The organism is Pontibacter actiniarum, from assembly GCF_003585765.1.
Taxonomy (GTDB): domain Bacteria; phylum Bacteroidota; class Bacteroidia; order Cytophagales; family Hymenobacteraceae; genus Pontibacter; species Pontibacter actiniarum.
On record NZ_CP021235.1, the window covers coordinates 2067217 to 2092362 of the forward strand.

Genomic DNA, 25146 nt, shown 5'->3' on the forward strand with positions numbered 1-25146 from the left:
ACATCAGCCCTATGAAGAAGTTTTTACGAAACGGTGTGTGCCCGTTTCTTTTTATGCTGGGGCTCAGCAACTGCAACAGTAGCCTCTTCACCGCCAGAGCACCCCTGCAGCTCCAGCAGGCCTGGGCCTCCGACAATGCTTTCAAAACCCCTGAATCGGCACAGTACGACCCGCAGCGCAACGTTATCTACGTCAGCAACATCAACAAATCCTCTAAGTCAAAAGACGGCGACGGCTTTATTTCCAGATTAAGCCCCAACGGTGAGCTAGACGAGCTTTACTGGGTGACCGGCCTCAGCAACCCGCGCGGCATGGCCATCTACAACAACGTGCTCTATGTGGCTGACACCGATGAGATCGTGGCCATATCCACACAGTCAGGGGCTGTACTCGGGAGGTACACCCCGGATAGAGCCGAATACCTGAACGATGTGGCAGTGGATAACACCGGCAACGTCTACGTTACCGACTCCGAGCAGAAGCGCATTTACCTGCTCCGCAACGGCCGCGTCAGCACCTGGATGGACAACACCGGAAGGGAGAAACCCAACGGCATCTTTATAGAGGGCGACCGCATGATTGTTGCCTTTATGAGCAGCGGAGAGGTGCGCCTGGTAGACCCGCAGACAAAGAACTTCTCCGACTGGGTCGACGGCATTCCATCAGCCGACGGCATTGCCGAGGTTACCGGTGGCGGCTACCTTGTTTCCAGCTGGGAGGGGGAGGTTTACTACATAGACGAGAGACGCCGCAAATGGCGCCTGCTCAACACCAAACCCCAGAACATCAATGCCGCCGACATTAGCTACGCCGAGCGGCCAGGGCTGCTGCTGGTGCCAACTTTTAACGATAATCGGGTCGTGGCTTATAGACTAAGCACACGGTAAATCCGTTAAAGGCCTATACCGTTATAATGTTTGAGGCAAGGCAGCTGCACCGTTACGTGTCAGTTGCCTTCTCATTTCCTGTGCACTTTTAGGGCTGATGCTATGAAAAAACTTCCTACGCTACACATACTTAACGGCGACGCATCCGTCACTGCTTTTTCGGCTGCCGCCATACCTGGCCAGGTGCTGGTGTGGCGCGAGGTGCTATCTGAGGGGCCTGCACTAGGCAGCCTGCCTGAGGATGAGTTCTGGCAGAAGAGGCAGCAGTATATCGCCGATGCGTATGGCGAGGACGCCGACACGTATAGGCAGAAGGTACTAAGCGAGGTGCACAAGCTGGAGGGCGCAGGGGCCTTTTTCGAGGTAGTGCTGTGGTTTGATGTCGACCTGATGTGCCAGGTGAACCTGATCTACCTCCTGCAGCGCCTTCAGCAGAACAAACCCACCACCGTGTCCGTGTGTACGCCACCGGCACCCAAGCAGATAGCACGCATGGAGCCCGGGGAGCTGCAGCAGTTACTGGAGGAGCGACGCCCGCTCTCTGAGGAGCAGCTGCAGCAGGTTAAGGAGCTGTGGGACCTGTACGCAGGGCCGCACCCGCTTAAGCTGCAGTTGTACCTGCAGCAAATGCCCCTGCCGTTGCCACACATGGAGGCCGCCCTCAGGCTGCACCTGAACCGCTTCCCAAACTGCGCCGATGGCCTCAGCCAGCCTGAACGGGCCCTGCTCCAGTTTATCCAGGAGGGCGCCAAGAGTATAGAAGACGTGATGCGTAAGTTCTGGCAACAGGACCCGGGCTACGGCTATGGCGACGTGCAGTTAAAGCACCTGCTGGCCCGCCTGCAGCCTGACCTGGCACAGACGACGGAGCCGCTGAAACTTAGCTTCTTTGGTGAGCGGGTACTGGAGGGGTATGCTTCCTTTACGCCTAAGCTGCATTGGTTGGGCGGTGCGGAAGTAAACGGCAGCAGTAACTTTTGCTTCGATAGTGACCGTGAGCGCCTGCGCGAAAGCTCCTGAGCAAGTTTGGCCCCAAAACTGCAGTAGCAGGAGCATACATTTACTTTAACCACCGAGCCATGAAGAAGATGAGACAAAAGTATGCCTTAGCGCTCGCCGCAGGATTGCCCCTGACTACAGTTGCCCTGGCGCAGACACAGGAGTCGCCGCCACAGCAACCGGAGCATATTTTAGTGAGCACCAAAGGCTACAGCACAAATACAGAAACTCTTTCCGGCATCAACCTGACCCCTACCCGCCACGGCACCTACCAACTCGACTTTTCGCAGGAGTTGGAGGAGGACGCCATGCTGCAGGTAAAGAACACGGCAGGAAAGGTGGTGTTTCAGAAGCCGGTGCGCAAGGAGGCTAACCGCAGCTCCTGGCGCTACCAGTTGGGCAGACTGAGGGCCGACACTTACCTGATTGAGGTAAAAACAAGCGACACCACCTACTGGACAAAATTCAAAGTCGGGAAGTAAACCCTGCTATAGCACTGGAGCCACAGCAGCGCAAGCTGCTGTGGCTCCAGTGCATAAAAAAGGCCGCTCATTATCTATACGTGATGCCACTCCCGCACCACCTCATACAGCAGTGCGGCGCCTAGCTTTGCAGTGCGAATATCAATATCCAGGGCGGGGTTAAGTTCGGCTACGTCCAGGCTGATGAGCTTGCCGCTTTGGATCACCTGCCGTAGCAGCGCCAGCACCACCTCCGGCTGCAGCCCAAGTACGTTAACAGCACTGACGCCCGGTGCATAGGCGGCCGCAAACACATCCATATCAATGGTCGTGTATACAGCATCAACCTCATCCAGAAACGCCTGCAATTCTTCCTGTAGCTGCGTGAGCCGGTGCATCTGCACGGTTTCGGCCAGGCTGTAGGTTACCCCCAGCTCAGCGGCTGTTTGAAAGAGGACGGCTGTGTTGCCGTACTCCTGCAGCCCCAGCACCTTGTAAACAAAATCGCGCCCCTGCCCCTGCAACCTGTCCGCTATCTGCAAGAAAGGCGTACCCGAGCTTGCCTGCTGTGCATAGCTGCGCAGGTCAAAATGGGCATCAAAGTTCAGGATACCCAGCCGCTGCTGCGCTGTCGCTTTCTCCAGGCCCAGGAAGTGCCCATAGGCTGTTTCATGGCCGCCGCCGAGCACCAGCGGGCGGTAGCCGGCCTGCACCAGTGCCGCTACCTTCTTCCCCAGCTGCTCCTGCGCCTCCTCCAGGTTTCCGTTGGTGCACAGCACATCGCCGGCATCGTACAAGCCAACACGTTCTGGCAGATGGTGTGCAAAGGAGGACATGGCAGACCGTAAAGCCGCAGGGCCAGCCACAGCCCCTGTCCTGCCCTGGTTGCGCCGCACGCCCTCATCGCAGCAAAAGCCCAGAAAAGCAAAAGCGACGGTGCCTGTGTCAGCATCAGGTAATGGCTGAGAGAGGTCCAGCAGCTGTACTTTTTGGTGCCACCGCGCCCCCAGTGCACCATCGTGTGCATCTACTCTACCTTTCCAATATTCTTTTGTAGCAGATTTATACATATCTCCCGCTTGTTGTTTACCGCTGAGGTTTTATACTTTAGACTGCCACTGCTTTACCGCGTTTCCATACTTTACCCGGCTTCAGTTTGCCCTGTAAGTACAGAATCTCCTTAAAGTTACTTGTCGGGAAGGCGATCATGTCGGCCAGCTTGCCTTTCGCTAAGCAGCCACGGTCGGTAAGTTTGAGCGCAGTGGCGGCGCGTGTGGTAATGGCTGCCAGCGTTTCTGCCGTCGTTAGCTTTTGGGCTGCCCCAAGTACAGCTGCCTGCATCAGCAAATCACCCATGGGCGCGGAGCCGGGGTTCCAGTCGGTGGCGATGGCAAGGCAGAGGCCGCCGTCCAGCATCTTACGGGCAGCGGCGTAATGCATTCCCAGGCCAAGCGACGCCCCCGGCAACACTGTTGCCACAACACCTGCTTCCCTGAGAAGCTCTATCTCCTCCTCTCCGCTTGCCTCCAGGTGGTCTGCACTCACAGCGCCTGCCTCGGCTGCCACCCTGCTACCGCTGGTGCTAAACTGGTCTGCGTGCACCGTTACCTCAAAGCCCATTTCCTTCGCAGCCAAAAGAAACTCCAGCGCTTCCTCTTCTTTGAAGGCGGTTTCCTCTACAAAAATATCCACCCGCTTTGCCAGACCTTGCTCCTGCACCTGCGGCAGTAGCTCCGTTAGCACCTCCTGCAAGTATAGCCGGGCATCAGCGTGCTCAGGCGGCAGCATGTGTGCAGCTAAGCAAGTCGGGACCAGGTCCAGCTTGTGGTGCTTGTTCACCAGCTGGATTGCCTCCAGCATCTTGAGCTCCTCCTCCACCGTGAGGCCGTAGCCGCTTTTCACTTCGCAGGTGGTGACACCTTCCTGCAGGTGACGGCTGCACCGTTCCTTTAGCAGGGTCACCAGCTCTACCAATGTTGCCTCACGTGTTTTGCGCACGCTGTCAAGTATACCGCCGCCGCTTCGGGCGATCTCTAAGTATGATTTACCGGCCACGCGCATGGCGTAGTCGTTGGCGCGGCTGCCACCAAAACAAATATGGGTATGGGCATCTATCAGGCCCGGCAACAGCACCATGGGTTCCTGTATGAACTGCAGTTCATACTTCTGCTCTACCGCCTCGTGGTGCAGCTGGTCGTAGTTTCCGATTTTAACGATCTGCTCTCCCTTCACCAGTACGCCCGCACGCTCCAGCACCTGCAACTGCTCGTCTTGGATTGGGCCTGCCTTGGGCAGCTCTGCCATTGGCAGGAGTTGGCTGAAGGGGCCGATGAGGGTTGTTTGGTTGGTCATAGTTTTGATAATGTGTTTGTCGTTTTTGATTTTTTTGGCTGGGATTGCCTTCACAATTTTTAGCCTTCTATAGCGCGAGGGTCCGCTTCTGCCTCCCCCTGCCTCCTGCTGGCGCAAGTTTGCAACTCGTGCTTTAAAATGGTATTGCGTTTGTAACTCAACTGGCTTGCAAAGCCAAACCTGCTACTGCCTTGGCTATACATGCACTTTACTGGCGCAAGCGTCCGCTTGTGCCGCTGGCTGCCCCTGCTAGCTGTATTTATACTTCCATAGCCACGGCTTTCTGCGTCTTCAACCAAGCTATCTTTTCTAGCTCCCGTTCATCCTGCAGCTCCCACATACCGAACGTTTCACTCTATACTTTGGAGCGCTCAACCCAAGGACCGGGATCAGTTCAGGTAGCCAAAGCTGTCGGAGCTTGAGCAAATGCCGTGTCCTGTTATGCACGGACAGGTCGCGACCTGTCCGTGCGATATCATTCGCTGTGAAACTTATACTTGAACAACGCCAGCTACAGTAAGACTTTCATTTTTATCTAAGGAACTGGCTGGGCTACAGCTCCAACCCAAACTCCCTGGCATTCTCCTGCGCGGTTTCGTAGCCTGCATCAGCATGGCGGAAGATACCCATGGCAGGGTCGTTGTGGAGCACGCGGCGCAGGCAGCGCTCGGCACGGTCTGTTCCGTCAGCCAGAATCACCATACCGGCGTGTTGCGAGTAACCAATACCTACACCGCCTCCATGGTGAAACGAAATCCAGGTGGCACCGCCCGCAGCATTAGACATCAGGTTGAGCAGCGGCCAGTCAGAAATGGCGTCAGAGCCGTCTTTCATGCCTTCCGTTTCACGGTACGGCGAGGCCACGGAACCGCAGTCGAGGTGGTCGCGGCCGATCACGATAGGCGCTTTCACCTTGCCTTCGCGCACGAGTTGGTTAAAGAGCAAACCTGCTTTTTCGCGCTCGCCCATGCCCAGCCAGCAGATGCGGCACGGCAGCCCCTGAAAAGCCACTTTTTCCTCCGCCTCATCCAGCCACTTGATCATGTGTGCGTTCTCCGGGAAGAGTTCTTTCAAGGCCTCATCGGTTACACGGATATCTTCCGGGTCACCGGAAAGTGCCGCCCAGCGGAAAGGCCCTTTGCCCTCGCAGAAAAGCGGCCGAATGTACTCCGGCACAAAGCCCGGTATGTTGAAGGCATTCGCCTCACCGCCCTGCTGCGCAAACTCGCGCAGGTTATTGCCATAGTCGAATGTTTTGCTGCCACGCTTCTGCAACTCCAGCATAAAACCTACATGGCGCGCCATGCTTTTCAGGGACAGCTCTTTATATTTCGCCGGGTCCTGCTCCCGTAGTTCTTTGGCCTCTTTCAGGCTCAAGCCGTTGGGCACATACCCATGCAGCGGGTCGTGAGCCGAGGTCTGGTCCGTCAGGATTTCCGGGGTAATGTTATCTTTGATCAGCCGCTCCAGCACATCACCAATATCTCCCACCAGGCCTACGGAAATGGCTTCTCCTCTTTCCTTCGCCTCTAGCACCCACTGTTTCGCCTCTTCATAGTCGTAGGTCATTTTGTCGATGTAGCGGGTCTCCAGGCGCTTTTTAATGCGGTCCGGGTCTACATCCACCCCTAAGAAAGTAGCACCTGCCATGGTGGCAGCCAAAGGCTGAGCGCCCCCCATACCACCTAGGCCGCCTGTTACCAACAGCTTATGGCGCAGGTCACCGTTGAAGTGCTGCACACCGCACGCCACAAAGGTTTCGTAGGTGCCTTGCAGTATACCCTGTGAGCCGATGTAAATCCAGCTGCCCGCCGTCATCTGGCCATACATGATCAGGCCGCGCTTGCGCAGGTCGTTAAAATACTCCCAGGTGGCCCAATGCGGCACCAGGTTAGAGTTGGCGATCAGTACACGGGGTGCTTCGGCATGCGTTCGCACTTTGCCTACCGGCTTGCCAGACTGTACCAGCAGGCTCTCATCCTCCTCCAGGTCCAGGAGTACTTCGATAATCTTGCGGGCATCCTCCGGCGTGCGTGCCGCCTGGCCGGTACCGCCGTACACCACCAGGTCGGCAGGTGCCTCGGCTACTTCGTCGGTCAGGTTGTTGAGGAACATACGCAACGCTGCTTCTGCTTGCCAGTTCTTCGCGTTTAGCTCCGGTCCTGTTGGCGGAATATAGGTGGGATGGTTTGCGTACTTCTGAATAAATTCTGCTTTGGTTAGTTTTGAAGTAGGTGATGAAGTGGCTGTGTTCATAGTTATTGTTTTAGATAAGGTATTCACTCAATAATCAGAAAATTTACTCAGAAAAGACAGTAAATCCATACTTAATTTCCTCCCGGATATCCCTAAATTCACGTCCAACTATACTTTCACGGCCATGTTCCACCTGCCCCTTACCTCACTCGCTGCCCAACTTGGAGACATTGACATTTACCTTTTCGACCAGCTCCTGAAAGGCCGCATCAGGAAAGGAGTAACGCTGCTCGATGCCGGCTGCGGCACTGGCCGGAACATACGCTACCTGATGCAGGCCGGCGTAAAAGCCTTTGGGGCAGACAGCTCTGAGGCAGCCATAGCAAAGGTGCGCGCAATGGCTGCCGAGGTAGCCCCTGCCACCTCGGCCAAAAACTTCGTAGTATCCGATTTGGCGGCCCTCCCCTTTGCTGACGAGCAGTTTGACGTGGTGCTTTGCAGCGCAGTGCTTCACTTTGCAAAAGATGAGATGCATTTCAGAGGGATGGTGCAGGAGCTGTGGCGCGTACTACAGCCCGGAGGCATGCTCTTCTGCCGCCTCAGCACGACCATCGGCATGGAGGGCAAGCTGCAGCAGGTGGGAGAAAGGCTGTACCAGATGCCGCACGGACCGGCTTGGTTTCTGGCGGATGAAAAACTGTTGCGCGAGCTGCTGGCCACACTTGGTGCCACCATGCTGGAACCCCTGAAAACAGTTCTGGTGGAGCAGGACAGGAGCATGACGACGCTGGTACTGCAAAAGCGGTAAGCTACACGGACGGCCGGAAGAAGTTCACCTCTCGCCCTTTCACCCCTGGCTTTACCTCGAAAACGCTTCCGCTAAGCGGGTACTTCTCGAGCTGCTCCTCTGGCAGCCACTCCCGGGCTGTGGTGATGTAGAGCGTGTCCAGGTTGGGGCCTCCGAAGGTGCAGGATGTTACGTTAATGGCCTCTACCTCTACCCGCTGCAACTGCTCGCCTGTATCAGGGTTAAAACAGGCCACAGCGGCACTTCCATGCAGCGCAATCCAGAGGTTCCCGTTTACGTCGATGTCCAGGCCGTCAGGCATACCCTCCTGCTCCGGCACACGCACCACAACGCGCGGGTTGCGGATACTTCCTGCCGCCAGATCAAAGTCGAAAGCCTGTACAGTGCGTGTGGGAGAATCGGTAAAATAAAATGTATCGCCGTTCTTGGACCAGGCGAGTCCGTTGGAGATGGTAAGGTGCTGCAGCGCCAGTGTTACCTGCAGGTTCTGCTGGACGCAGTACAAGGCCGCAGCCCCGGCACGTACATCCAGCGCCATAGTTCCAACCCAGAAGCGCCCGCAGGGGTCGCACTTTCCATCGTTGAGGCGGATAGACGCATCTGTCAGCGGCCTTGCAAGCGTGCCTATTTCCCCAGTGGCTGTATTGTAGCTGCAAACGCGGTTATGAAGCGCCAGCAGCAAACCTCCGCCAGCCATTGGCACCACCGCGTTTACACGCTCCGGCATCGGATACGCAACAACCTCCTTTGTGCCTGGGCTGTACTTGCGCAGGGCTTGCCCCTCAATATCCACCCAATACAGCACCTGCTCCTGCGGATGCCAGCACGGCCCTTCACCTAAGCGGCTTTGGGTACCTGCTACAGTTGAGGCAATAAGTGGGTCATGGGTAGGCAAAGTTGATTTTTTCGTTAGAGCTCCTGTATGAAAATGTGACGAAACCATACTTCATCGCCATGGTCCTGCAGCGCAATGCGGCCGCTTTTGTAAGTACCAAAGTCCGGAAAGTCCTTGAACTTGCTTTGCTGGATAAGCTCCTGCCACGCATCGTTCCACAGCTGCGCCGTTAGTGTCTGCACACCATTTTGGATTACCTGCACCTTGCCTGCGTCACAGATTAGCTCCAGCTCATTCCATGCCCCTGCCGGTTTTACCGTTTCTTCTGTACAGGCGAGCAGGTCGTACAGATCTCCGGCGCGTCGGTTGGGGATCATAGCGTCAGCGTGCAGGGCATTGTCAAGCAACTGGATTTCAGGACCGGACTGCCAGCTTTGGGTATACTTTTCCGGCTCCTCCTGCACATAAAACAACAAGCCGCTGTTGCCGCCGGGGGCAATCTTCCACTCCAGTCTCAGGTGAAAATCGCCGTATACCCCGGCCGAGACAAGGTCGCCGCCGGTAGCCCCCTTCGCTTTGGCGTCTGTGTTCAGGTACAGGGCACCCGCGCGCACCTCCCAGGCCGCACCGGCTGCAGGCTGGCCGTAGGAGTGCCAGCCGCTTGTTGTTTCTCCGTTAAACAAGGGTGCCCAGCTGTCCTGCTGCATGCTTTGCCTTACTTGTGCAACGACAGGATGTATTTGGCCATCTCACGGGCATCCTCGCGGCTCAGGTCCGGGTGCGGCGTCATAGGCACCTGGCCCCACACGCCAGCGCCCCCCTCTATGATCTTGCCAGCCAGGTAGTCCACGTTTTTATCGTTGAACGCATACTTGTCGGCAACTTCAACATAGGCGGGGCCCACCACCTTCTGCTCCTCGTTGTGGCACGAAAGGCAATCGGACATGGCAATGAGCTTGGCGCCTTTATCGAAATTCGCCTCCTCTGTTGCGGCCTGGCTATTGTCGGTCATGTCGTTGGCTGCTGCATCAGCGCCTACTTTCGTCTGCTCCACCGGGCTCTCGGTGCCGTCCTCTGCCGCTGCCTCACGCTGCTCCGAGTCGTAGTACTGCTCGCCTTCGGACTCGTTTCCGCCACAAGAGGCAAGTATAGCGCAGCTGCTCAAGATGGTTAGCAAGTATTTTACTTTCATGATCTATGCTTGTGTGTCTATGCAAAGCTATACCTTTTGCAGTAGTTTTTGTTTCCGATTTATCTGTTTTGGGCTATCAGAGGCACTTTAACAGCGCTTGCACAAAGTATAGGCAACCTGCTTCGGAGGCAACGGCAGCGTGTGCAGCTGCCAAAACACCGCAAAATTTTCTATCTTACTTCATCAACCCCAATGCTAAACCTACATTATCATGACCTCATCCTTCACAAAATGCCTCTGGGCCTTGCTGCTTCCTCTGCTGCTGGCTGGCACGGGCATGGCGCAAAAGCTGCCTTCCATCATCTCTAAAACGGAAGGCATGAAGCGCTACCCCGGCTACTTTACCTTTTACTATGACGATGAAACAGGTAAGATCTGGCTCGAAATAGATAAGCTGAACCAGGAGTTCCTGTACGTAAACTCGCTGTCGGCCGGCCTGGGCTCTAACGACATCGGCCTGGACCGCGGCCAGTTGGGCGACAACAAAGTGGTGTACTTTAGCAGGCAAGGCCCCAAAGTGATGCTGGTGCAGCCGAACCTCGCCTACCGCGCCACCTCAGACAACCCGAACGAGCGCCGCGCCGTGGAAGACTCCTTTGCCCAGTCCATCATCTGGGGGTTTAAGGCTGAAGCCGCAGACGGTGACAGGCTACTCGTTGACGCGACTGATTTCCTGCTCCGCGATGCCCATAATGTTGCCGGAAGTATAAAGCGCAGCAAGCAGGGAAGCTATAAGTTAGATGCCAGCCGCTCCGCGCTTTACCTGCCGCGCACGAAAAGCTTTCCGCAGAACACAGAGTTTGAAGCCACCCTTACCTTTACCGGTGGCGAGGATGCCGGGCGCTACGTATGGGAAGTGGCACCAGACGTGCAGGCACTCACGCTGCGACAGCACCATTCTTTCATTCAACTACCTGATAACAACTATACCCCAAGACCATCTGACCCTCGTGCTGGCTATTTCGGAATTTCATATTTAGATTATGCCACACCTGTTGGCGAGGACATTGAGAAGCGCTTTATTGCCCGCCACCGCCTTCAGAAAAAAGACCCCAAAGCCAAGGTATCAGAGGCTGTGGAGCCTATCGTGTATTATGTAGACAACGGAGCCCCGGAACCTATTCGCACAGCACTGCTGGAAGGTGGCCGCTGGTGGAACCAGGCTTTTGAAGCTGCCGGCTACAAGGATGCCTTCCGGGTAGAAGTGCTGCCAGACTCTGCCGACCCGATGGATGTGCGTTACAACGTGATTCAGTGGGTGCACCGCAGTACACGCGGCTGGTCTTACGGCGCCTCCGTTATTGACCCGCGAACCGGGGAGATTATCAAGGGTCATGTATCGCTCGGCTCGCTGCGGGTGCGCCAGGACTATATGATCGCAGAAGGTTTGCTGGCTCCTTATGAAGAGGGAAAGCCCGTAAACAAGGCGATGATGGAGATGGCGCTGGCACGTATTCGCCAGTTATCAGCACACGAATTAGGGCACACCCTGGGGATTATGCACAACTACGCTGCCAATAACAATGCCTCGGTTATGGACTACCCGCACCCGCAGGTGAAGCTGGACAGAGCCGGAAAAATTGACCTGAGTAATGCCTATGGTACCAGCATCGGGGAATGGGACAAAGTGGCCGTAGCGTATGGCTACCAGGACTTCCCGAAAGGCACAAATGAGCAAAAAGCACTGGATGAGATGCTGGCAAAAGGAAGAGCCGGCAACCTGTCGTTCATCTCTGACCGCGATGCCCGCTCCCCGGGAGGCGCACACCCCACCGCGCACCTCTGGGACAATGGCACCAATGCCACCGATGAGCTGCAGAACGTATTGCGTGTGCGAGAAAAGGCGTTGGAAAACTTCTCCGAGAAGAACATCAAACCCGGCACCGCCATGAGTACGCTGGAAGATGTGCTGGTGCCGATTTACAACTACCACCGTTACCAGACAGAGGCCGTGGCCAAGCTGATTGGCGGCGTAAACTACACGTATGCGGTACGTGGCGACAAGCAACTGGTAACCGAGGTGGTGGCGAAACGAGACCAGCAAAAAGCGCTGGACGCCATGCTGAAAACCTTATCACCGGAAGTACTGACGCTGCCAGAGCACATCATCGCGCTGATTCCGCCCCGCGCCCCGGGCCTGCGCAACAGCCGTGAGCTATTCGAGAAACGCACCGGCCTGACCTTCGACCCTTTGGCCGCAGCCGAGGCTTCTGCTGATTTCACGCTTTCGTTTCTGCTGCACCCGGAGCGTGCCTCCCGCCTGGTAGAACTTGGAGCCCGGGGCAACAGCCTAAGCCTGCAGGATGTGGTAGAGCAACTCGTGGAGAACACCTGGAAAGGCCGCCACCAGGAGGGCCTGCAGGAAATTGTGCAGCTGCAGACGGAGCAGCTGGTACTGACACACCTGCTGACGCTGGCACATGATGAAAGTGCCTCGTACCAGGCACGCGCTGTAGCCGCTGCTGCCCTGAAAGACCTGAAAAGCTTTATCGAGAGCAAACAGCGAAGTATAAAGCAAGATGCTTACCAGGCACACCTGACCTTGGCTATGGAGCGGCTGAACCGCCCCGTGGCAGAAGAAGTGAAGCCCAGCAGGGCACTGGACCTACCGCCGGGTTCTCCTATAGGAAGCGGTGCCGTGATCGGCTGTGAGTAAAGAGCAGGACACAAAAGAGCCTCTGTCGGAGATGCCTGGCAGGGGCTCTTTTGTATATACATAGCTATTTATCTATACTTCATTATCTTGTACACCTGCAACGTCACGCTCACATAAACAAATTTAGCTCATGCTTTTCCAGATCATCGGCTTCCTCATTTTCTCCCTGCTGCTGCTCGGTTTAGACCTGTACCTCTATCAAGCCATACTTGCCATGCGCTGGTTTTCCGGGGGCTCCAAAAAGAAGCATTTCACCTGTACCTGGTGGGGCTACGCAGCCGTAACCATTTTGCTTGCCGTTTTCATCAACAGGCAGTTCAACGTGAGTGAGCCGGTGCGGGAGATGTTTATCGCAAACCTCTTTATCGCCTTGACTACTAAGATTACCTTTCTGGCCTTTGTGCTGTTAGATGACGTGAGGCGGGGCAGTGTCTGGCTGAAGCGCAAGCTGGCTCCTGTAAAGCAGCAGCAAATAAAACCCGCGAACCCGGTAGAGAACAAGATTACCCGCTCCGAATTTCTGTTGAAAACAGGCGCACTGGTTGCGGCTGTACCACTCGTTTCCATGAGCCGGGGTGTGCTCTCCGGGGCGTATGACTATCAGGTAAAGCACCAGGTTTTATACTTACCAAACCTCCCCAAAGCCTTTGATGGCATTAGGCTCGGGCAACTATCAGACATACACTCCGGAAGCTTTTATAACCAAAGAGCCGTGCTGGGCGGCGTGGAAATGCTACTCCAGGAGAAGCCCGACTTCATCTTTTTTACTGGCGATTTGGTAAATGACAGAGCTTCTGAAATGCGTGATTACCAGGATATCTTCTCGAAAGTAAAGGCTCCTCTTGGGGTATTTTCGGTGTTGGGCAACCATGATTATGGCGATTACAAGCTTTGGGAAAGTGCAGCAGCCAAAGCAAAAAATCTTGCCGCAATCAAAACCACGCACAAAAACATGGGATGGGATCTGCTCCTGAACGAGCACCGAAGCTTAAAAGTAGATAAGGAAGAACTGGCTATTATCGGCATTGAGAACTGGGGCACTGGAATGGCTACACAGTACGGCAGGATGGACATGGCCGTAAAAGGCACAAAAGACGCCCCTGTAAAGTTGCTGTTGTCGCACGACCCATCGCATTGGCGAGCGGAGGTGCTACCGAAATACCCGCAGATTGATGCTACGTTTAGCGGCCACACCCACGGCATGCAGCTTGGCGTTCAAACAGATCACTTCCAGTGGAGCCCCATCCAATACCGCTACAGCGAGTGGGCCGGGCTGTACCAGGAGCAGCAGCAGCAACTGTATGTAAATGTGGGCTATGGTTTCCTGGAGTACCCGGGGCGTGTGGGTATCCTACCGGAGATTACCGTTTTTGAGCTCCGCTGCACCTGAGCAGGCGAAAGCTGCACACCCCACTCCTGGCTAGCCATTGCTTCTGTGTTAAAACTTTTACCTCCCTCATTAAACCTTCTCCCCGATATGGCCTCTATTGCAGAAACAATATATTCAACCAACCCCTTAAAACAATCATGAAAAGAAAAGTACACGCCTTTCTCTTCCTGCTGCTGCTAACTGGCGGTATAGCGCAGGCACAGGTAAAAGACCCTGTAGTGGAGGGCATCGTAAAAGAAGCCAACGAGAACTCTCAGCTGGAGGTACTGGCGCACGAGCTGCTGGACGGCACCGGGCCGCGCTTAGTCGGCACACCCGAAATGCAGAAAGCACATGACTGGGCCGTGGCAAAGTATAAAGACTGGGGCATTGCCGCTAAAAACGAAAAATGGGGCGAGTGGCGCGGCTGGCAACGCGGCGTTACGCATGTAGACATGGTGCACCCCCGCGTTCAGTCTTTGGAAGCAACGCAACTGGCCTGGAGCCCGGGCACCAAAAGTAAAGGCGTTACGGCTGAACTGGTAGTGCTGCCAGATGTGCAGGACTCGGTAGCTTTCCAGAAATGGCTACCAAGCGTGAAAGGCAAACTGGTAATGATCTCGATGCAGCAGCCAACCGGCCGCCCCGATTATAACTGGGAAGAGTTTGCCACCAAAGAGTCGCTGGCCAAGATGAAGGAAGAGCGCGAGGCACAGACAGCGGCCTTCAACGAGAACATGAAGAAAACCGGCTATACTTCCCGTACACTGCCGGCAGCGCTGGAAAAAGCAGGTGCAGCAGGTGTGGTGACTTCTAACTGGTCGCGTGGCTTTGGTGTGAACAAGATATTTGGTGCCTATACAAAGAAAATTCCAAGTATAGACGTTGCCCTGGAAGATTATGGTATGCTGTACAGGCTGGTAGAGTCTGGCAGTAAACCACAAATCAGAATTCAGGCAGAGTCAAAAGAACTCAAAAATGCGCCTACCTTTAACACTGTTGCGCAAATTAAAGGCACTGAAAAGCCAGAAGAATATGTGGTGCTATCAGCTCACTTCGACTCATGGGACGGTGGCACGGGCGCAACCGACAACGGTACTGGTACCATTGTGATGATGGAAGCCATGCGCATCCTGAAGAAGATGTACCCCAACCCTAAAAGAACCATCATTGCCGGACATTGGGGTAGCGAAGAGCAAGGGCTCAACGGCTCACGTGCTTTTGTGGCAGATCATCCTGAAATCGTAAAGAACATTCAGGCAGTTTTTAACCAGGATAACGGTACTGGCAGAGTAGTGAACATTTCTGGTCAGGGCTTCCTGCACGCGTATGACTACCTGGGCCGTTGGTTAAGTGCTGCTCCAAGAGAAATCACCAGCGGTATCGAAACAAACTTCCCGGGCTTCCCGGGTGGCGGCGGTTCTGACCATGCCTCTTTTGTGGCTGCTGGCGCACCTGCTTTTATGCTAAGCTCACTTAACTGGTCTTACGGCACCTACACCTGGCACACCAACCGCGACACTTACGATAAAATTGTGTTTGATGATGTGCGCAACAATGCCATACTGGTAGCTATACTTGCCTACAAAGCCAGCGAAGATCCTGCAACGGCGAATCGTGAGCGCATCGTGCTACCTGTTGATTCCAGAACGGGAGAACAGAGAACGTGGCCTGAGCAAAGAGAGCCAACCCGCAAAGGCGGCTTAGACTAACACTGAGGTTATATTTATACTTACGAGGCTGCCCCTAAAAGGCAGCCTCGTTTGCTTAAAAGCTAACGAAGATCATCTTTTCTACTGATCAAGCGCATCCCTTTTCCTGTAGCCGTGTGGTAGTTTTACAGTGTCGTTCAGCTGTGCCAGCCAAGCCGGACATTTTATAGAAACTTTAACAGCAGCCGCCATGAAAACCATACTAGTCCCCATCGACTTTTCCGCCAGTTCCAGAAACTCGTTTTGCTATGCCCTTGAGCTAGCCAGCAGATCAAACGCAGAGGTTATACTTTTTAACGTGTTCTTCCCCGTTATGTCGCCACCGGCTACCTACGAAGCGGCCGATGTGATTGTGGCTCTGGAAGAGGGGAAAGTAAAGGAGCTGGAGCTTTTCTCCGATGCGTCGCGAAAGGGTATCTGCGATGAGACAAGGTTACAGGCCGCAGCAACGGCAGCTACCGACGTTAGCGAAAAGATAGCTGCTTTAGACAAGGTAAAGGTAAGGTGCGTAGCCAAAATGGGCGGCTCTTATGAAAAGATCCTCGAGGCGATCACGCAGTACCAGGTTGACCTCGTGGTAATGGGCATGCAAACAGGCGAGGCTGTCAGCCAGGCCATACTTGGCAGCACTACGATTTCGGTGATGCAGGAAAGCCAGGTTCCTGTGCTGGCTATTCCGCAGGGGGTTACTTTCCGGAGCTTCAAATCGGTTGTTTTCGCCATTAACCTGCGTAAGCTTCCTGCCACCGCAGACCTGCACCTTCTCCGGGACTTTGTGAAGATGCTCGGGGCGAAGCTGGAGGTGCTCCACCTGTACCGCACCAACGAGCAGTACGACAAGTTTAACGCCCAGCCTGCATTAGAGGCACTTGCCGCTAACCTGGAAGGTATAGCCTACGATGTGTCTTTTGATATTTGCCCCGACGTAGCTGCCGGCATTCAGGAGTTCATCCGGGAGCAGGAGGCAGACCTGCTGGTCATGATTCCGCAAAAGCATAATTTCTTCGAGCGGCTGCTAGATAAAAGCATCACCGGCCAGATCACGGCTCACCCCCTGGTGCCACTGCTGGCCCTGCCGTCCGGAATCCTGGAGCAGCTTCGGGAGAAAAGGGAGGAATCTGCCCCGGCAGTACACTAAAGCTCACCCCACCTGCCACCAAAGGAGCCACGCGGCGACAGGTTAGGGCTGCTATTTATAAGATGAACCCCGGCTGTAGCCGGGTGCCACAGCAACGGCACCCGGCTACAGCCTTTTATTTTCCTGCCTCAACACCTTCCCCACCCCTGCCGCACCCGCAGTACCAGGCGAACAAATCCCCGGATTTAGCGTGTTAGCTAAAGTGCCTTTTACTAGCAGGATAAGATGGAGCGAAGCCAGGAAGAAATTGCAGTTGTCGTTTTTGATCTGAACGGCACCTTTTACAACAAGAGCTCAAAGGACGAGTTCTACCAGTTTATTCTTTCCAAGGAACCGCAAAGGGTTCATTATTTTTTCCAGATGATGTACTACAAGGCGCTCAAGCACCTGCATCGGATCAGGAAAACAGAGTTCAAGGAAAACTTCTTTAACTATCTAGACCACCTCCAGCCGCAGCAGGTGGAGGCCTATGCCCGGGAGTTCTGGGAGCAGGAGTACCCGAAAAACTTTAACAAGGAGCTACTCGAGCGCTTTGACCAGCTGAAAGCCGAAGGCACACAGGTATACTGTGCAACTGGTGGCCTGGAGCTCTACGTCAGGCCCTTGTTCAGCATGTATCCCATAAACGGCTTTGCCGGCACAAGGGTGCGCTATGAAAACGGCACCTACAAGGTGATAGGCAAAGCGTGCAAGGACGAAGAAAAGCTGGAGAGGATCGCCAGGCACTTCGAAGGGAAGCCCTACCGCATCAAGGAAGCCTACTCCGATAGCAAAGAACTGATACTTGACAGGGCTGAGAAGGCCTTTTTGGTGAAAGACGGCAGCATCGTGCCTTACCAGCGGTAGCTTCGGCAGCTCCTGGCAGGCAACAACAGGGAGTTGCACCACCCCCTTCCCTGCCTCCTGAAAAGCAGGGGCTTCTGCTCCTGCTCCACATCGTTTTTGTAGAGGTGTACCTCCCGCTGCAATAGGTAAATCAACTGCATTCCCGTACTTTTGGCCGTAGAAGTACAGGACGCACAAAACGAAGGTCTTTGCCGGTGTTTTTCACCAGCAACAGCACCCTCGCAACACCACGAAAGTATGGAACCGATCAGATTAAATAAATTTATAAGTGACTCAGGCTACTGCTCCCGCCGCGAGGCCGACAAAATGATAGAGCAAGGCCGGGTAATGGTAAATGGCAAGCGCCCCGACGTCGGTGCCAAGGTCACGGCAAAAGACAAAGTGCGTGTAGACGGCAACCTACTGGAGGTGAACGCGGTGGAACCGGTGTACCTGCTCCTCAACAAACCTGCCGGCATCGAAACAACCACCGACACTTCGCAGCGCGACAACATCATCAGCTTTACCAATTACCCGGAGCGGATATTTCCGGTGGGCCGCCTCGATAAGGACTCCGAGGGCCTGATTATCCTGACAAACGATGGCGACATTGTTAACAAAATCCTGCGGGCCGGAAACAGGCACGAAAAGGAGTACGTGGTAACAGTGGACAGGCCGATTAACCAGGACTTCGTGGAGAAGATGAGCGGCGGTGTGTCTATACTTGGCGTGAACACCAAAAAGTGCTTTGTGGCACAGGAGGGCCCCAACAAGTTCCGAATTATACTGACACAGGGCATGAACCGCCAGATTCGCCGCATGTGCGAAGCGCTAGGGTACGAGGTGCAGACGCTGCAGCGCACCCGCATCATGCACCTGTCGCTAAACAAAATACCGCTGGGCCAGTGGCGAAACATGACGGAGCCGGAGGTGGCAGAGCTCCTGCGCCTGGTCGCAGGCTCCACCAAAACGGAAGAAGGCTCTGTAGGCAAGAAACGTGCTGCGGAGGCATCGGCTCCTGCTAAAAGCAACAAACCCAAACCACGCACAGGCGGCTCCGCAGCCGGTAAATCCACCCGTGCCGGCGGTCCCAAGGGCGGCAAAAGCACGGCAGGCGGCAAACGCGACAAACCCAAGAGCCAGAGCAGCGCCAGAGGCTCCCGCGGCGCATCCAAGGGAAGCCCGAAAGGTGCCGCCGGTGGCAAAGGGAGAAGCGGGGCGGCAAGGGGAGGCAAAAGGAGGTAAGGCATTTGCGGCTCCTGCTGCTGCCCCGCCTACAGGTTTTGCCGCGACAATAGGTAAACCAATCCTTTTCCTGTAATTTTGCCTTTTCATAAGCGCCTGTGCAACAAAAGGCGGTAGAACATACTACACCCTACTGCACAGCGCCAACATAACACCATGGAACCAAAGCGATTAAATAAATTCATAAGCGACTCGGGCTTCTGCTCCCGTCGCGAAGCCGACCGACTGATTGAGGAGGAGCGTGTTACCGTAAACGGCAAACTGCCAGAAGCAGGCGTAAAGGTAACGCCCAAAGACAAAGTACGCATTGATGACCAGCTGCTGTCTGTGCGCGACGAAGCGCCGGTGTACCTGGTCCTGAACAAGCTTTCGGGCATGTCGGCCACGGCAGACATGGGGGTGCGCGACAACGTGGTCCGCGCCATCAACCACCCGGCCTCCCTGCAACCAATCGGCAAGCTGGACAGGGAAGACGAAGGCGTGCTGCTGCTAAGCAACGACAGCGACTTTGTCCGGAAACTCTCTAAAGCCGACAGCAGGCTGGAAAAAGAACTGGTTGTGACGGTAAACAAGCCCTTTTCCCCGGAGTTCATCTCCAAACTGAGCGAGGCATGCGCGTCTTTTGAGGACGGGCACCCTAAAAAAGCGGTTGTTAACAAGGAGTCAACAACGCGGTTCCGGATTACCCTGGAGCCGGGCATGAACCACGGCATCAAGAAAGTATGCGAGGCCATGGGCTACAAAGTAACTTTTCTTCAGCGGGTGAGAGTGCAGCACATTACCCTCACCAAGCTGCAGAAAGGCCACTGGCGAACACTTACCGCAGCCGAGCTGGACACCCTGAAACAGGTTGCCGCCGCTAAGCCAGGCAAGCCGGCAGCAAAAGGCAGACCCGATGCCAAGGAGTTTAGCCCAAGAGGCGCTTCAGGCAGAGAAAAAGCATCCTTTGACAGAGGAGGCCACCAGAAGCCGGACAGGTCTGCTGCGCCAGAGCGTGGCGGTGCAGGCAAACGCATCGGCAAGTCCAGGCCTGCTGCAGCGGGGCCCGGCGGCGCAAAGGGCACACGAGGGGGCGCAAAAGGCTCCGGCAAAGGTGCCCCCGAGAGAGGTGGCTTTAAAGGTGGCGCCAAGAAGGGAGGGGCTACCAGAGGCGGAGGCTCCTCAGGCCGTTCGCGCTAACCGTACTTTTACTTAAGGCAAAGCCCCTGCAACTACAGTGTCGCAGGGGCTTTGCCTTTTTGGGTAATTTGATCTGCTACTTGCACAGCTAGCCAGGCTGTTACTCCCAGCTGCCCATTTTTCCTGCCTGGTAATCCCGGAAAGCCTCCTGAATTTCCTGCTCGGTGTTCATCACAAAAGGCCCGTGGGCTACAACGGGTTCGTTAAACGGCATGGCATGCCCGAAGAGCAGGTAGCTATCCTCCAGCGCCTCTACCTTAATCTCGTTGCCCTCGTTGGAGAACTCTACCAGGTGCAGTTTCTCCGCGGTCTCGCCGTTCACCTTCACCGCTCCGCGCACAACGTAGAAGAAGACGTTGCGTGCTGCATCCACACTGGTTGTAAAGCTACCGCCCTGCTGCAGCGTTACACTGGCCATATGGATGTCGCTCAGGGAAGGAATCGGCCCCTCGGTGTCTCCCCACTTTCCGGAGATGATATTCGCGCGCACCTTGCCGTTATCCTCCGTTACCGTCGGGATTTTGTCCTGCTGCAGGCCCACATAGCTAGGCTCGACCAATTTATACTTGGCAGGCAGGTTAAACCACAGCTGCAGGATCTCCAGCGGGCCTCCCTCCTTCTTAAACTTCTCCGACGAGACTTCTGCGTGAATCAAGCCGCGGCCTGCCGTCATCCACTGCACACCACCTGCCTCAATCACGTCTTTGCCGCCACCGGTGTCCTGGTGCATAATATCCCCCTCCAGTATAAACGTCAGGGTTTCGAAGCCACGGTGCGGGTGCGGCCCGAACGGCAGCCCGCGGTTGCCCGGCTTGTATACCTGCGGCCCATGGTGGTTCAGGAACAGGAAAGGGTCAATATATTCCACCTCGCGCGTTGGCATGGCCCGGTAAGTTACCAGGTCATCCATGGGGGCGTAGGCTGCTTTGTGTATTTTCTTGATCTTTCTCATAGCGTTTTTATATTCAATGTACGTACACTAAATTACAATATTGATGCCACACTTACAAGCGCGGCTCCTGCTTTATACTTACGGCTGCCCTGTAAAAGAAAAGGGGAAACCGGTTTTCGGCTTCCCCTTTTCTTTTACAGGGTAGTGCGCGTGCCCCTGCAGATTAAAGCGCAAAAAGGTCTGAGGAAAGATAGCGGTCGCCCCGGTCGCAGATAATGCAAACCACCACGCCTTCTTCCAGCTCTTCGATCAGCTTTGTTGCCACATGAACGGCACCGCCACTGCTCATGCCTGCAAACACCCCTTCTTCACGGGCTAGCCTGCGGGTCATGGCGGTAGCCTCCTCCTGGCTTACATCGATGTTGCGGTCTACCCGCGAAGGATCAAATATTTTAGGCAGGTACGCCTCCGGCCACCTACGGATGCCCGGTATCTGGGACCCCTCCACCGGCTGCGCCCCCACAATCTGCACCTTCGGGTTCTGCTCCTTCAGGTAACGAGACACTCCCATGATAGTGCCTGTCGTGCCCATCGAGGACACAAAGTGCGTAACCGTCCCTTGGGTATCGCGCCAGATTTCCGGGCCTGTGGAGCGCACGTGTGCCAGGTAGTTATCCGGGTTTCCGAACTGGTTCAGCACCAGGTAGCCACCCTTCGCCACCTGCTCGGCCACATAGTCTATCGCACCTTCCATTGATTTCTCGGCCGGTGTAAGCACAACCTTTGCTCCGTAGGCTTCCATGGTTTGTACCCGCTCCTTGGTGGCGCTGGCTGGCATTACCAGCTCAATCTCCACCTCAAAAAGCCGCGCGATCATTGCCAGTGCGATGCCGGTATTGCCGCTTGTGGCTTCTATCAGTTTCATGCCCGGCTTTAAGTCGCCACGGTCCAGGGCTCCCTTAATCATGCTGTAGGCGGCACGGTCTTTCACGCTGCCGCCGGGGTTATTGCCTTCCAGCTTGCCGTACAGTTTTACGCCGGGTTTGGTGTTTATCTGTGTCAGCTCTACCAGCGGGGTATTGCCTATAAAATCAAGTAAGGTTGCCATATCAGAATTAATGTATCTACACTGCTTAACTAACCGCAAAGGTAAGTCTTAGTTTACAAAGCCATAAAGCGACTGCACTGTTTTGTATCGGTCCGCTCTGTTTTTTCCGATGGCCAGGCACTCCAAAACAAAAACACCCCGCCCGACTCGCGCATCAGGAAGGGTGCTTTTTAAGCTTTGCCTGCTCTTACTTTTTCAGAAGCCGGAGCAGTTCTTCGGCGGTGCCTTCGGAGGATGCCGGGTTCTGCCCGGTCACCAGCAGGCCGTCCCGCACTACATGCGGCTGCCAGTCGGCTACCTTGGAGTAGTTACCTCCCAGTTCCTGCAGCTTGTCTTCCACCAGAAAAGGCACCACCTCGGTCAGGTTCACGGCCTCTTCTTCGGAGTTCGTAAAGCCGGTCACGTTTTTGCCTTTTACCAGCGGCTGCCCATCGGGTCCCTTTACTTTGGCAAAAACAGCCGGGGCATGGCATACGGCCGCTATAGGCTTCTGCTGCTTTGCAAATGTCTCGATCAGGCGAATAGACTCCTCGCTTTCCGTCAGGTCCCACAGCGGGCCGTGGCCGCCGGGGTAAAACACTGCGTCAAAGTCGTCGGCCTTTACCTCGCTGAGCTTTGTGGTTTTCATCAGTTTGTTCTGCAGCTCCTGATCGCCGTTGTAGCGCTTGGTGGCGTCGGTCTGTGCCCCCGGTGCTTCGCTGCTCGGGTCGATGGGCGGCTCACCGCCCGCCGGCGATGCAATGGTGATGTCTACGCCCGCGTCGGACAGCACATAATAGGGTGCGGCAAACTCCTCCACCCAAAAGCCGGTCTTTTTGCCGGTGTCGCCCAACTCAGCATGTGATGTTAAAACAAATAGTACTTTCATAGCTCGTTATAGTTTACAGGTATGTTTGTTCGTTTTATACTTACGGGAAGGTTGGCGGACGCGCTGCCTTCGGGGCAAATTAACGCCTCCGGGTCGGCAGGGCCACGGTTGTAGAGGCCGAAGCAGAAGCTGCAAAAAGCACCCTACGACTACCTCATGCTCTGCAAAAGGGGCTGAGATACTGTTCGGAAAACGGTGGCGAACCAGCCTGTTTAAGCTCGGCGAACGGAAAAGTGTTTGGAGCAGCCGTTGAAGCTCAGCGCTACCACAGGCTTTTGCCCGCACTGCTACGAAACCGGTAAGTCGCCAGTACAGCATTAAGCCTATCGGTTAGGCATATCTGGTTGGGTGCTGCACTGGCCGTGCCTTTAGTCGTTAAAGGAGGTTTTGGTGGCGGTGTGTTCCCAGTTCTGCAGGTCCTGCTCCACCTGCTGCAGCTTCCGGCGCACACCATCGTAGGCCGTCTGGCCCAATGGCAGGCGCAGCGGCGGGTTGTCGCTATCCACGACCTGCAGCAGCACCTGGGCGGCCTTTACCGGGTCCCCCTCCTGCTCACCGGCATACCCCAGAATGTTGTTTTTGAACACCCGTGCGGTACCCTCATACTCCGGCAGCTCCTGCTTAGCCCCTTTTATGCTGGAGCCGGCGAAGTTCGTGCGGAACGGCCCCGGCTCAATTATGCTCACGCGTATGCCCAGCGGCGCCACTTCCTGCGCCAGGGCCTCGCTCATCCCCTCCAGGGCAAACTTGCTGGCATTGTAAACCCCGAAGCCCTGCGTACTCCGGAACCCGGCCACCGACGACATCTGTATGATGTGGCCGCTACCTTGCCTGCGCATGTGCGGCAGCACCGCCTGCGTTACCTGCAGAGCCCCGAAAAAGTTCGTCTCCATCACTTCGCGGAACTCCTGCACCGATGCCTCCTCCACGGCACCCAGAAACCCGAAACCGGCGTTGTTCACCAGCACGTCGAGGCGGCCCAGATGTTTAACGGCTGCATCCACGGTGGCTCTCACCCCATCGGCGTTGGTTACATCCATCATATAGGCGAACGTGTTGCCGGGAGAGATGGCGTTAAACTCCTCCAGCTGCCTGTGCTGCCGCACTGTGCCGATTACCTTGTCGCCGCGCCTGGCCACTTCCTCTGCCAGCGTGCGCCCGAAGCCACTCGACACGCCGGTGATAAACCATATTTTCTCTGCCATCTTATTGTCTTTTTGGTGTGAGGTCGAATATACGCAGCAAGCGGCAGGAAGTACAGCCCTGTGGCAGCATTGATAGAGGCAAAGGCTATACTTCCTGCTGCAGTTTGCCTACCTTTGCACCTCAACCTAAGCCATTTTGCAACAGCCTATCCGCAAGATCATTCACATCGACATGGATGCATTTTTTGCCTCTGTGGAGCAGCGCGATAACCCCGAGCTGCGCGGGAAGCCTGTGGCCGTGGGCGGCTCCCGGGCACGCGGCGTGGTGGCAGCGGCAAGTTACGAAGCCCGTAAGTATGGGGTGCACTCTGCGCTGGCGTCTAAAATAGCCTCGCAGCGCTGCCCGCACCTGATCTTTGTAAAGGCCCGGTTTGAGGTATACAGCGCTGTCTCACGGCAAATTCGGGAGATTTTTCACGCCTATACCGACCTGGTGGAGCCGCTCTCGCTGGATGAGGCGTACCTGGACGTTACGGAGAACAAGATCGGCATGCCCTCTGCCAGCATCATCGCCAACGAAATAAGGGCGCGTATCCTGGAGGAGACGGGACTGACGGCATCTGCCGGAGTATCCTATAATAAGTTTCTGGCTAAGATCGCATCCGACATGAACAAGCCAAACGGCTTTACGCTCATTACCCCGGATGTCGCGGAAAACCTGGTGGCGGGTTTGGTCATCGAGAAGTTTCATGGCATAGGGAAAGTAACGGCAGCCAAAATGCAGGCCATGGGCATACTTACCGGCGCCGACCTACGGCAGCGAACAGAAGAGGAGCTGGTGCGCCACTTCGGCAAAGTGGGGCGCTACTACTACCGCATTGCCCGCGCCCAGGACGACCGGGAGGTACAGCCGCACCGCATTCGCAAGTCTATCGGCTCAGAGCGCACCTTTGATGTAGACCTGGTGGAAGAGCACGACATGCTGCTGCAGCTAGACTCGCTGTGCCAGGAGGTGGCCCAGGACATGGAGCGCCTGAAGGTGACAGCCAAAACCGTGACCCTGAAGATCAAGTACTTTGACTTTACACAGAACACGCGCAGCAAAACCTTCCTGAGTGAGTTCAGCAGCGCAGACGCTATGTATACCATTGTCCGCGACCTCTTGCGCACGCCCCAGCTCCCGCTCTACCCGGTGCGCCTGCTGGGGGTGTCCGTCAGTAGCCTGCTGTACCAGCACGACCGCCTGCAGGAAGGGTACCAACTAACGCTGGAACTGTAG

At 55.5% G+C, this 25146-nt stretch carries 23 protein-coding genes; 12 read left to right on the forward strand and 11 right to left on the reverse strand.

Features of this window, described 5'->3' with window-relative positions:
• Positions 1–11 precede the first annotated feature (11 nt).
• From CA264_RS08885 to CA264_RS08895, 3 genes are all read left to right on the forward strand, one after another.
• Positions 12–887: an SMP-30/gluconolactonase/LRE family protein gene (locus CA264_RS08885; protein WP_051364394.1), complete on the forward strand. Its 876-nt coding sequence runs from the start codon at positions 12–14 to the stop codon at positions 885–887.
• A 102-nt stretch (positions 888–989) separates the two neighbouring features.
• On the forward strand, positions 990–1907 hold the full coding sequence (locus tag CA264_RS08890; protein WP_025606441.1) for a DUF1835 domain-containing protein: 918 nt from the start codon (positions 990–992) through the stop codon (positions 1905–1907).
• Between the two features lie 59 nt (positions 1908–1966).
• Positions 1967–2368, forward strand: a complete 402-nt coding sequence (locus tag CA264_RS08895; RefSeq protein ID WP_025606443.1) for a hypothetical protein — start codon at positions 1967–1969, stop codon at positions 2366–2368.
• Between the two features lie 74 nt (positions 2369–2442).
• Here the strand turns inward: CA264_RS08895 and hutG are convergent, their stop codons facing one another.
• From hutG to hutU, 3 genes are all read right to left on the reverse strand, one after another.
• Complete coding sequence (gene hutG, locus CA264_RS08900) at positions 2443–3417, reverse strand: formimidoylglutamase (protein WP_025606445.1); 975 nt, start codon at positions 3415–3417, stop codon at positions 2443–2445.
• Between the two features lie 37 nt (positions 3418–3454).
• Positions 3455–4699, reverse strand: coding sequence for an imidazolonepropionase (gene hutI, locus CA264_RS08905; RefSeq protein WP_025606446.1), 1245 nt, complete (start codon positions 4697–4699; stop codon positions 3455–3457).
• 552 nt (positions 4700–5251) lie between these two features.
• Entirely contained in the window at positions 5252–6955 is a 1704-nt protein-coding gene (hutU, locus tag CA264_RS08910; protein ID WP_025606448.1) for a urocanate hydratase, read from the reverse strand.
• Between the two features lie 124 nt (positions 6956–7079).
• Here hutU and CA264_RS08915 point away from each other — a divergent pair, with 124 nt between their 5' ends.
• Complete coding sequence (locus CA264_RS08915; protein ID WP_025606450.1) at positions 7080–7703, forward strand: class I SAM-dependent methyltransferase; 624 nt, start codon at positions 7080–7082, stop codon at positions 7701–7703.
• A gap of 1 nt (position 7704) precedes the next feature.
• Here the strand turns inward: CA264_RS08915 and CA264_RS08920 are convergent, their stop codons facing one another.
• The 3 genes from CA264_RS08920 to CA264_RS08930 are packed head-to-tail and all read right to left on the reverse strand — an operon-like array spanning position 7705 to position 9730.
• Positions 7705–8598 carry an SMP-30/gluconolactonase/LRE family protein gene (locus CA264_RS08920; protein ID WP_025606452.1) on the reverse strand — a complete coding sequence of 298 codons (894 nt, stop codon included), beginning with the start codon at positions 8596–8598 and terminating at the stop codon, positions 7705–7707.
• 14 nt (positions 8599–8612) lie between these two features.
• Positions 8613–9245 carry a 3-keto-disaccharide hydrolase gene (locus CA264_RS08925; RefSeq protein WP_025606454.1) on the reverse strand — a complete coding sequence of 211 codons (633 nt, stop codon included), beginning with the start codon at positions 9243–9245 and terminating at the stop codon, positions 8613–8615.
• A gap of 8 nt (positions 9246–9253) precedes the next feature.
• A complete protein-coding gene (locus CA264_RS08930) occupies positions 9254–9730 on the reverse strand; it encodes a c-type cytochrome (RefSeq protein WP_036775970.1) in 477 nt (158 codons plus the stop codon).
• 211 nt (positions 9731–9941) lie between these two features.
• Between CA264_RS08930 and CA264_RS08935 the strand changes: the two genes are divergently transcribed.
• The 5 genes from CA264_RS08935 (at position 9942) to CA264_RS08955 (ending at position 17451) form a co-directional block, all read left to right on the forward strand.
• On the forward strand, positions 9942–12386 hold the full coding sequence (locus CA264_RS08935) for a zinc-dependent metalloprotease (protein WP_025606457.1): 2445 nt from the start codon (positions 9942–9944) through the stop codon (positions 12384–12386).
• 130 nt (positions 12387–12516) lie between these two features.
• Positions 12517–13776, forward strand: coding sequence for a metallophosphoesterase (locus CA264_RS08940; RefSeq protein ID WP_025606459.1), 1260 nt, complete (start codon positions 12517–12519; stop codon positions 13774–13776).
• A 137-nt stretch (positions 13777–13913) separates the two neighbouring features.
• Positions 13914–15467 (forward strand): M20/M25/M40 family metallo-hydrolase, encoded by a 1554-nt coding sequence (locus CA264_RS08945; protein ID WP_025606461.1) that lies wholly within the window; start codon positions 13914–13916, stop codon positions 15465–15467.
• 190 nt (positions 15468–15657) lie between these two features.
• Complete coding sequence (locus CA264_RS08950) at positions 15658–16605, forward strand: universal stress protein (protein ID WP_025606462.1); 948 nt, start codon at positions 15658–15660, stop codon at positions 16603–16605.
• Between the two features lie 225 nt (positions 16606–16830).
• Positions 16831–17451, forward strand: coding sequence for an HAD-IB family phosphatase (locus CA264_RS08955; protein WP_025606464.1), 621 nt, complete (start codon positions 16831–16833; stop codon positions 17449–17451).
• On the opposite strand, the gene CA264_RS21830 is transcribed toward CA264_RS08955, so the two are convergent.
• Positions 17439–17591 (reverse strand): hypothetical protein, encoded by a 153-nt coding sequence (locus CA264_RS21830; RefSeq protein WP_157593666.1) that lies wholly within the window; start codon positions 17589–17591, stop codon positions 17439–17441. The two genes, CA264_RS08955 and CA264_RS21830, sit on opposite strands and share 13 nt — an antisense overlap.
• Before the next feature lie 97 nt (positions 17592–17688).
• On the opposite strand from CA264_RS21830, the gene rluF reads away from it, so the two are divergent.
• Together rluF and CA264_RS08965 are read left to right on the forward strand one after the other, a co-directional pair.
• Positions 17689–18675 (forward strand): 23S rRNA pseudouridine(2604) synthase RluF, encoded by a 987-nt coding sequence (rluF, locus tag CA264_RS08960; RefSeq protein ID WP_025606466.1) that lies wholly within the window; start codon positions 17689–17691, stop codon positions 18673–18675.
• Between the two features lie 156 nt (positions 18676–18831).
• Positions 18832–19854, forward strand: coding sequence for a pseudouridine synthase (locus CA264_RS08965; protein WP_025606468.1), 1023 nt, complete (start codon positions 18832–18834; stop codon positions 19852–19854).
• A gap of 100 nt (positions 19855–19954) precedes the next feature.
• On the opposite strand, the gene CA264_RS08970 is transcribed toward CA264_RS08965, so the two are convergent.
• The 4 genes from CA264_RS08970 to CA264_RS08985 form a co-directional block, all read right to left on the reverse strand.
• A complete protein-coding gene (locus tag CA264_RS08970; RefSeq protein WP_025606470.1) occupies positions 19955–20806 on the reverse strand; it encodes a pirin family protein in 852 nt (283 codons plus the stop codon).
• Positions 20807–20969: 163 nt separating this feature from the next.
• The gene (gene cysM, locus CA264_RS08975) at positions 20970–21854 is read right to left on the reverse strand and encodes a cysteine synthase CysM (protein ID WP_025606471.1); all 885 of its coding nucleotides are present in this window, start codon (positions 21852–21854) and stop codon (positions 20970–20972) included.
• A 187-nt stretch (positions 21855–22041) separates the two neighbouring features.
• Positions 22042–22722, reverse strand: a complete 681-nt coding sequence (locus tag CA264_RS08980) for a type 1 glutamine amidotransferase domain-containing protein (RefSeq protein WP_025606472.1) — start codon at positions 22720–22722, stop codon at positions 22042–22044.
• Between the two features lie 368 nt (positions 22723–23090).
• A complete protein-coding gene (locus CA264_RS08985) occupies positions 23091–23927 on the reverse strand; it encodes an oxidoreductase (RefSeq protein ID WP_025606474.1) in 837 nt (278 codons plus the stop codon).
• Between the two features lie 136 nt (positions 23928–24063).
• On the opposite strand from CA264_RS08985, the gene dinB reads away from it, so the two are divergent.
• On the forward strand, positions 24064–25146 hold the full coding sequence (gene dinB, locus CA264_RS08990) for a DNA polymerase IV (protein WP_025606475.1): 1083 nt from the start codon (positions 24064–24066) through the stop codon (positions 25144–25146).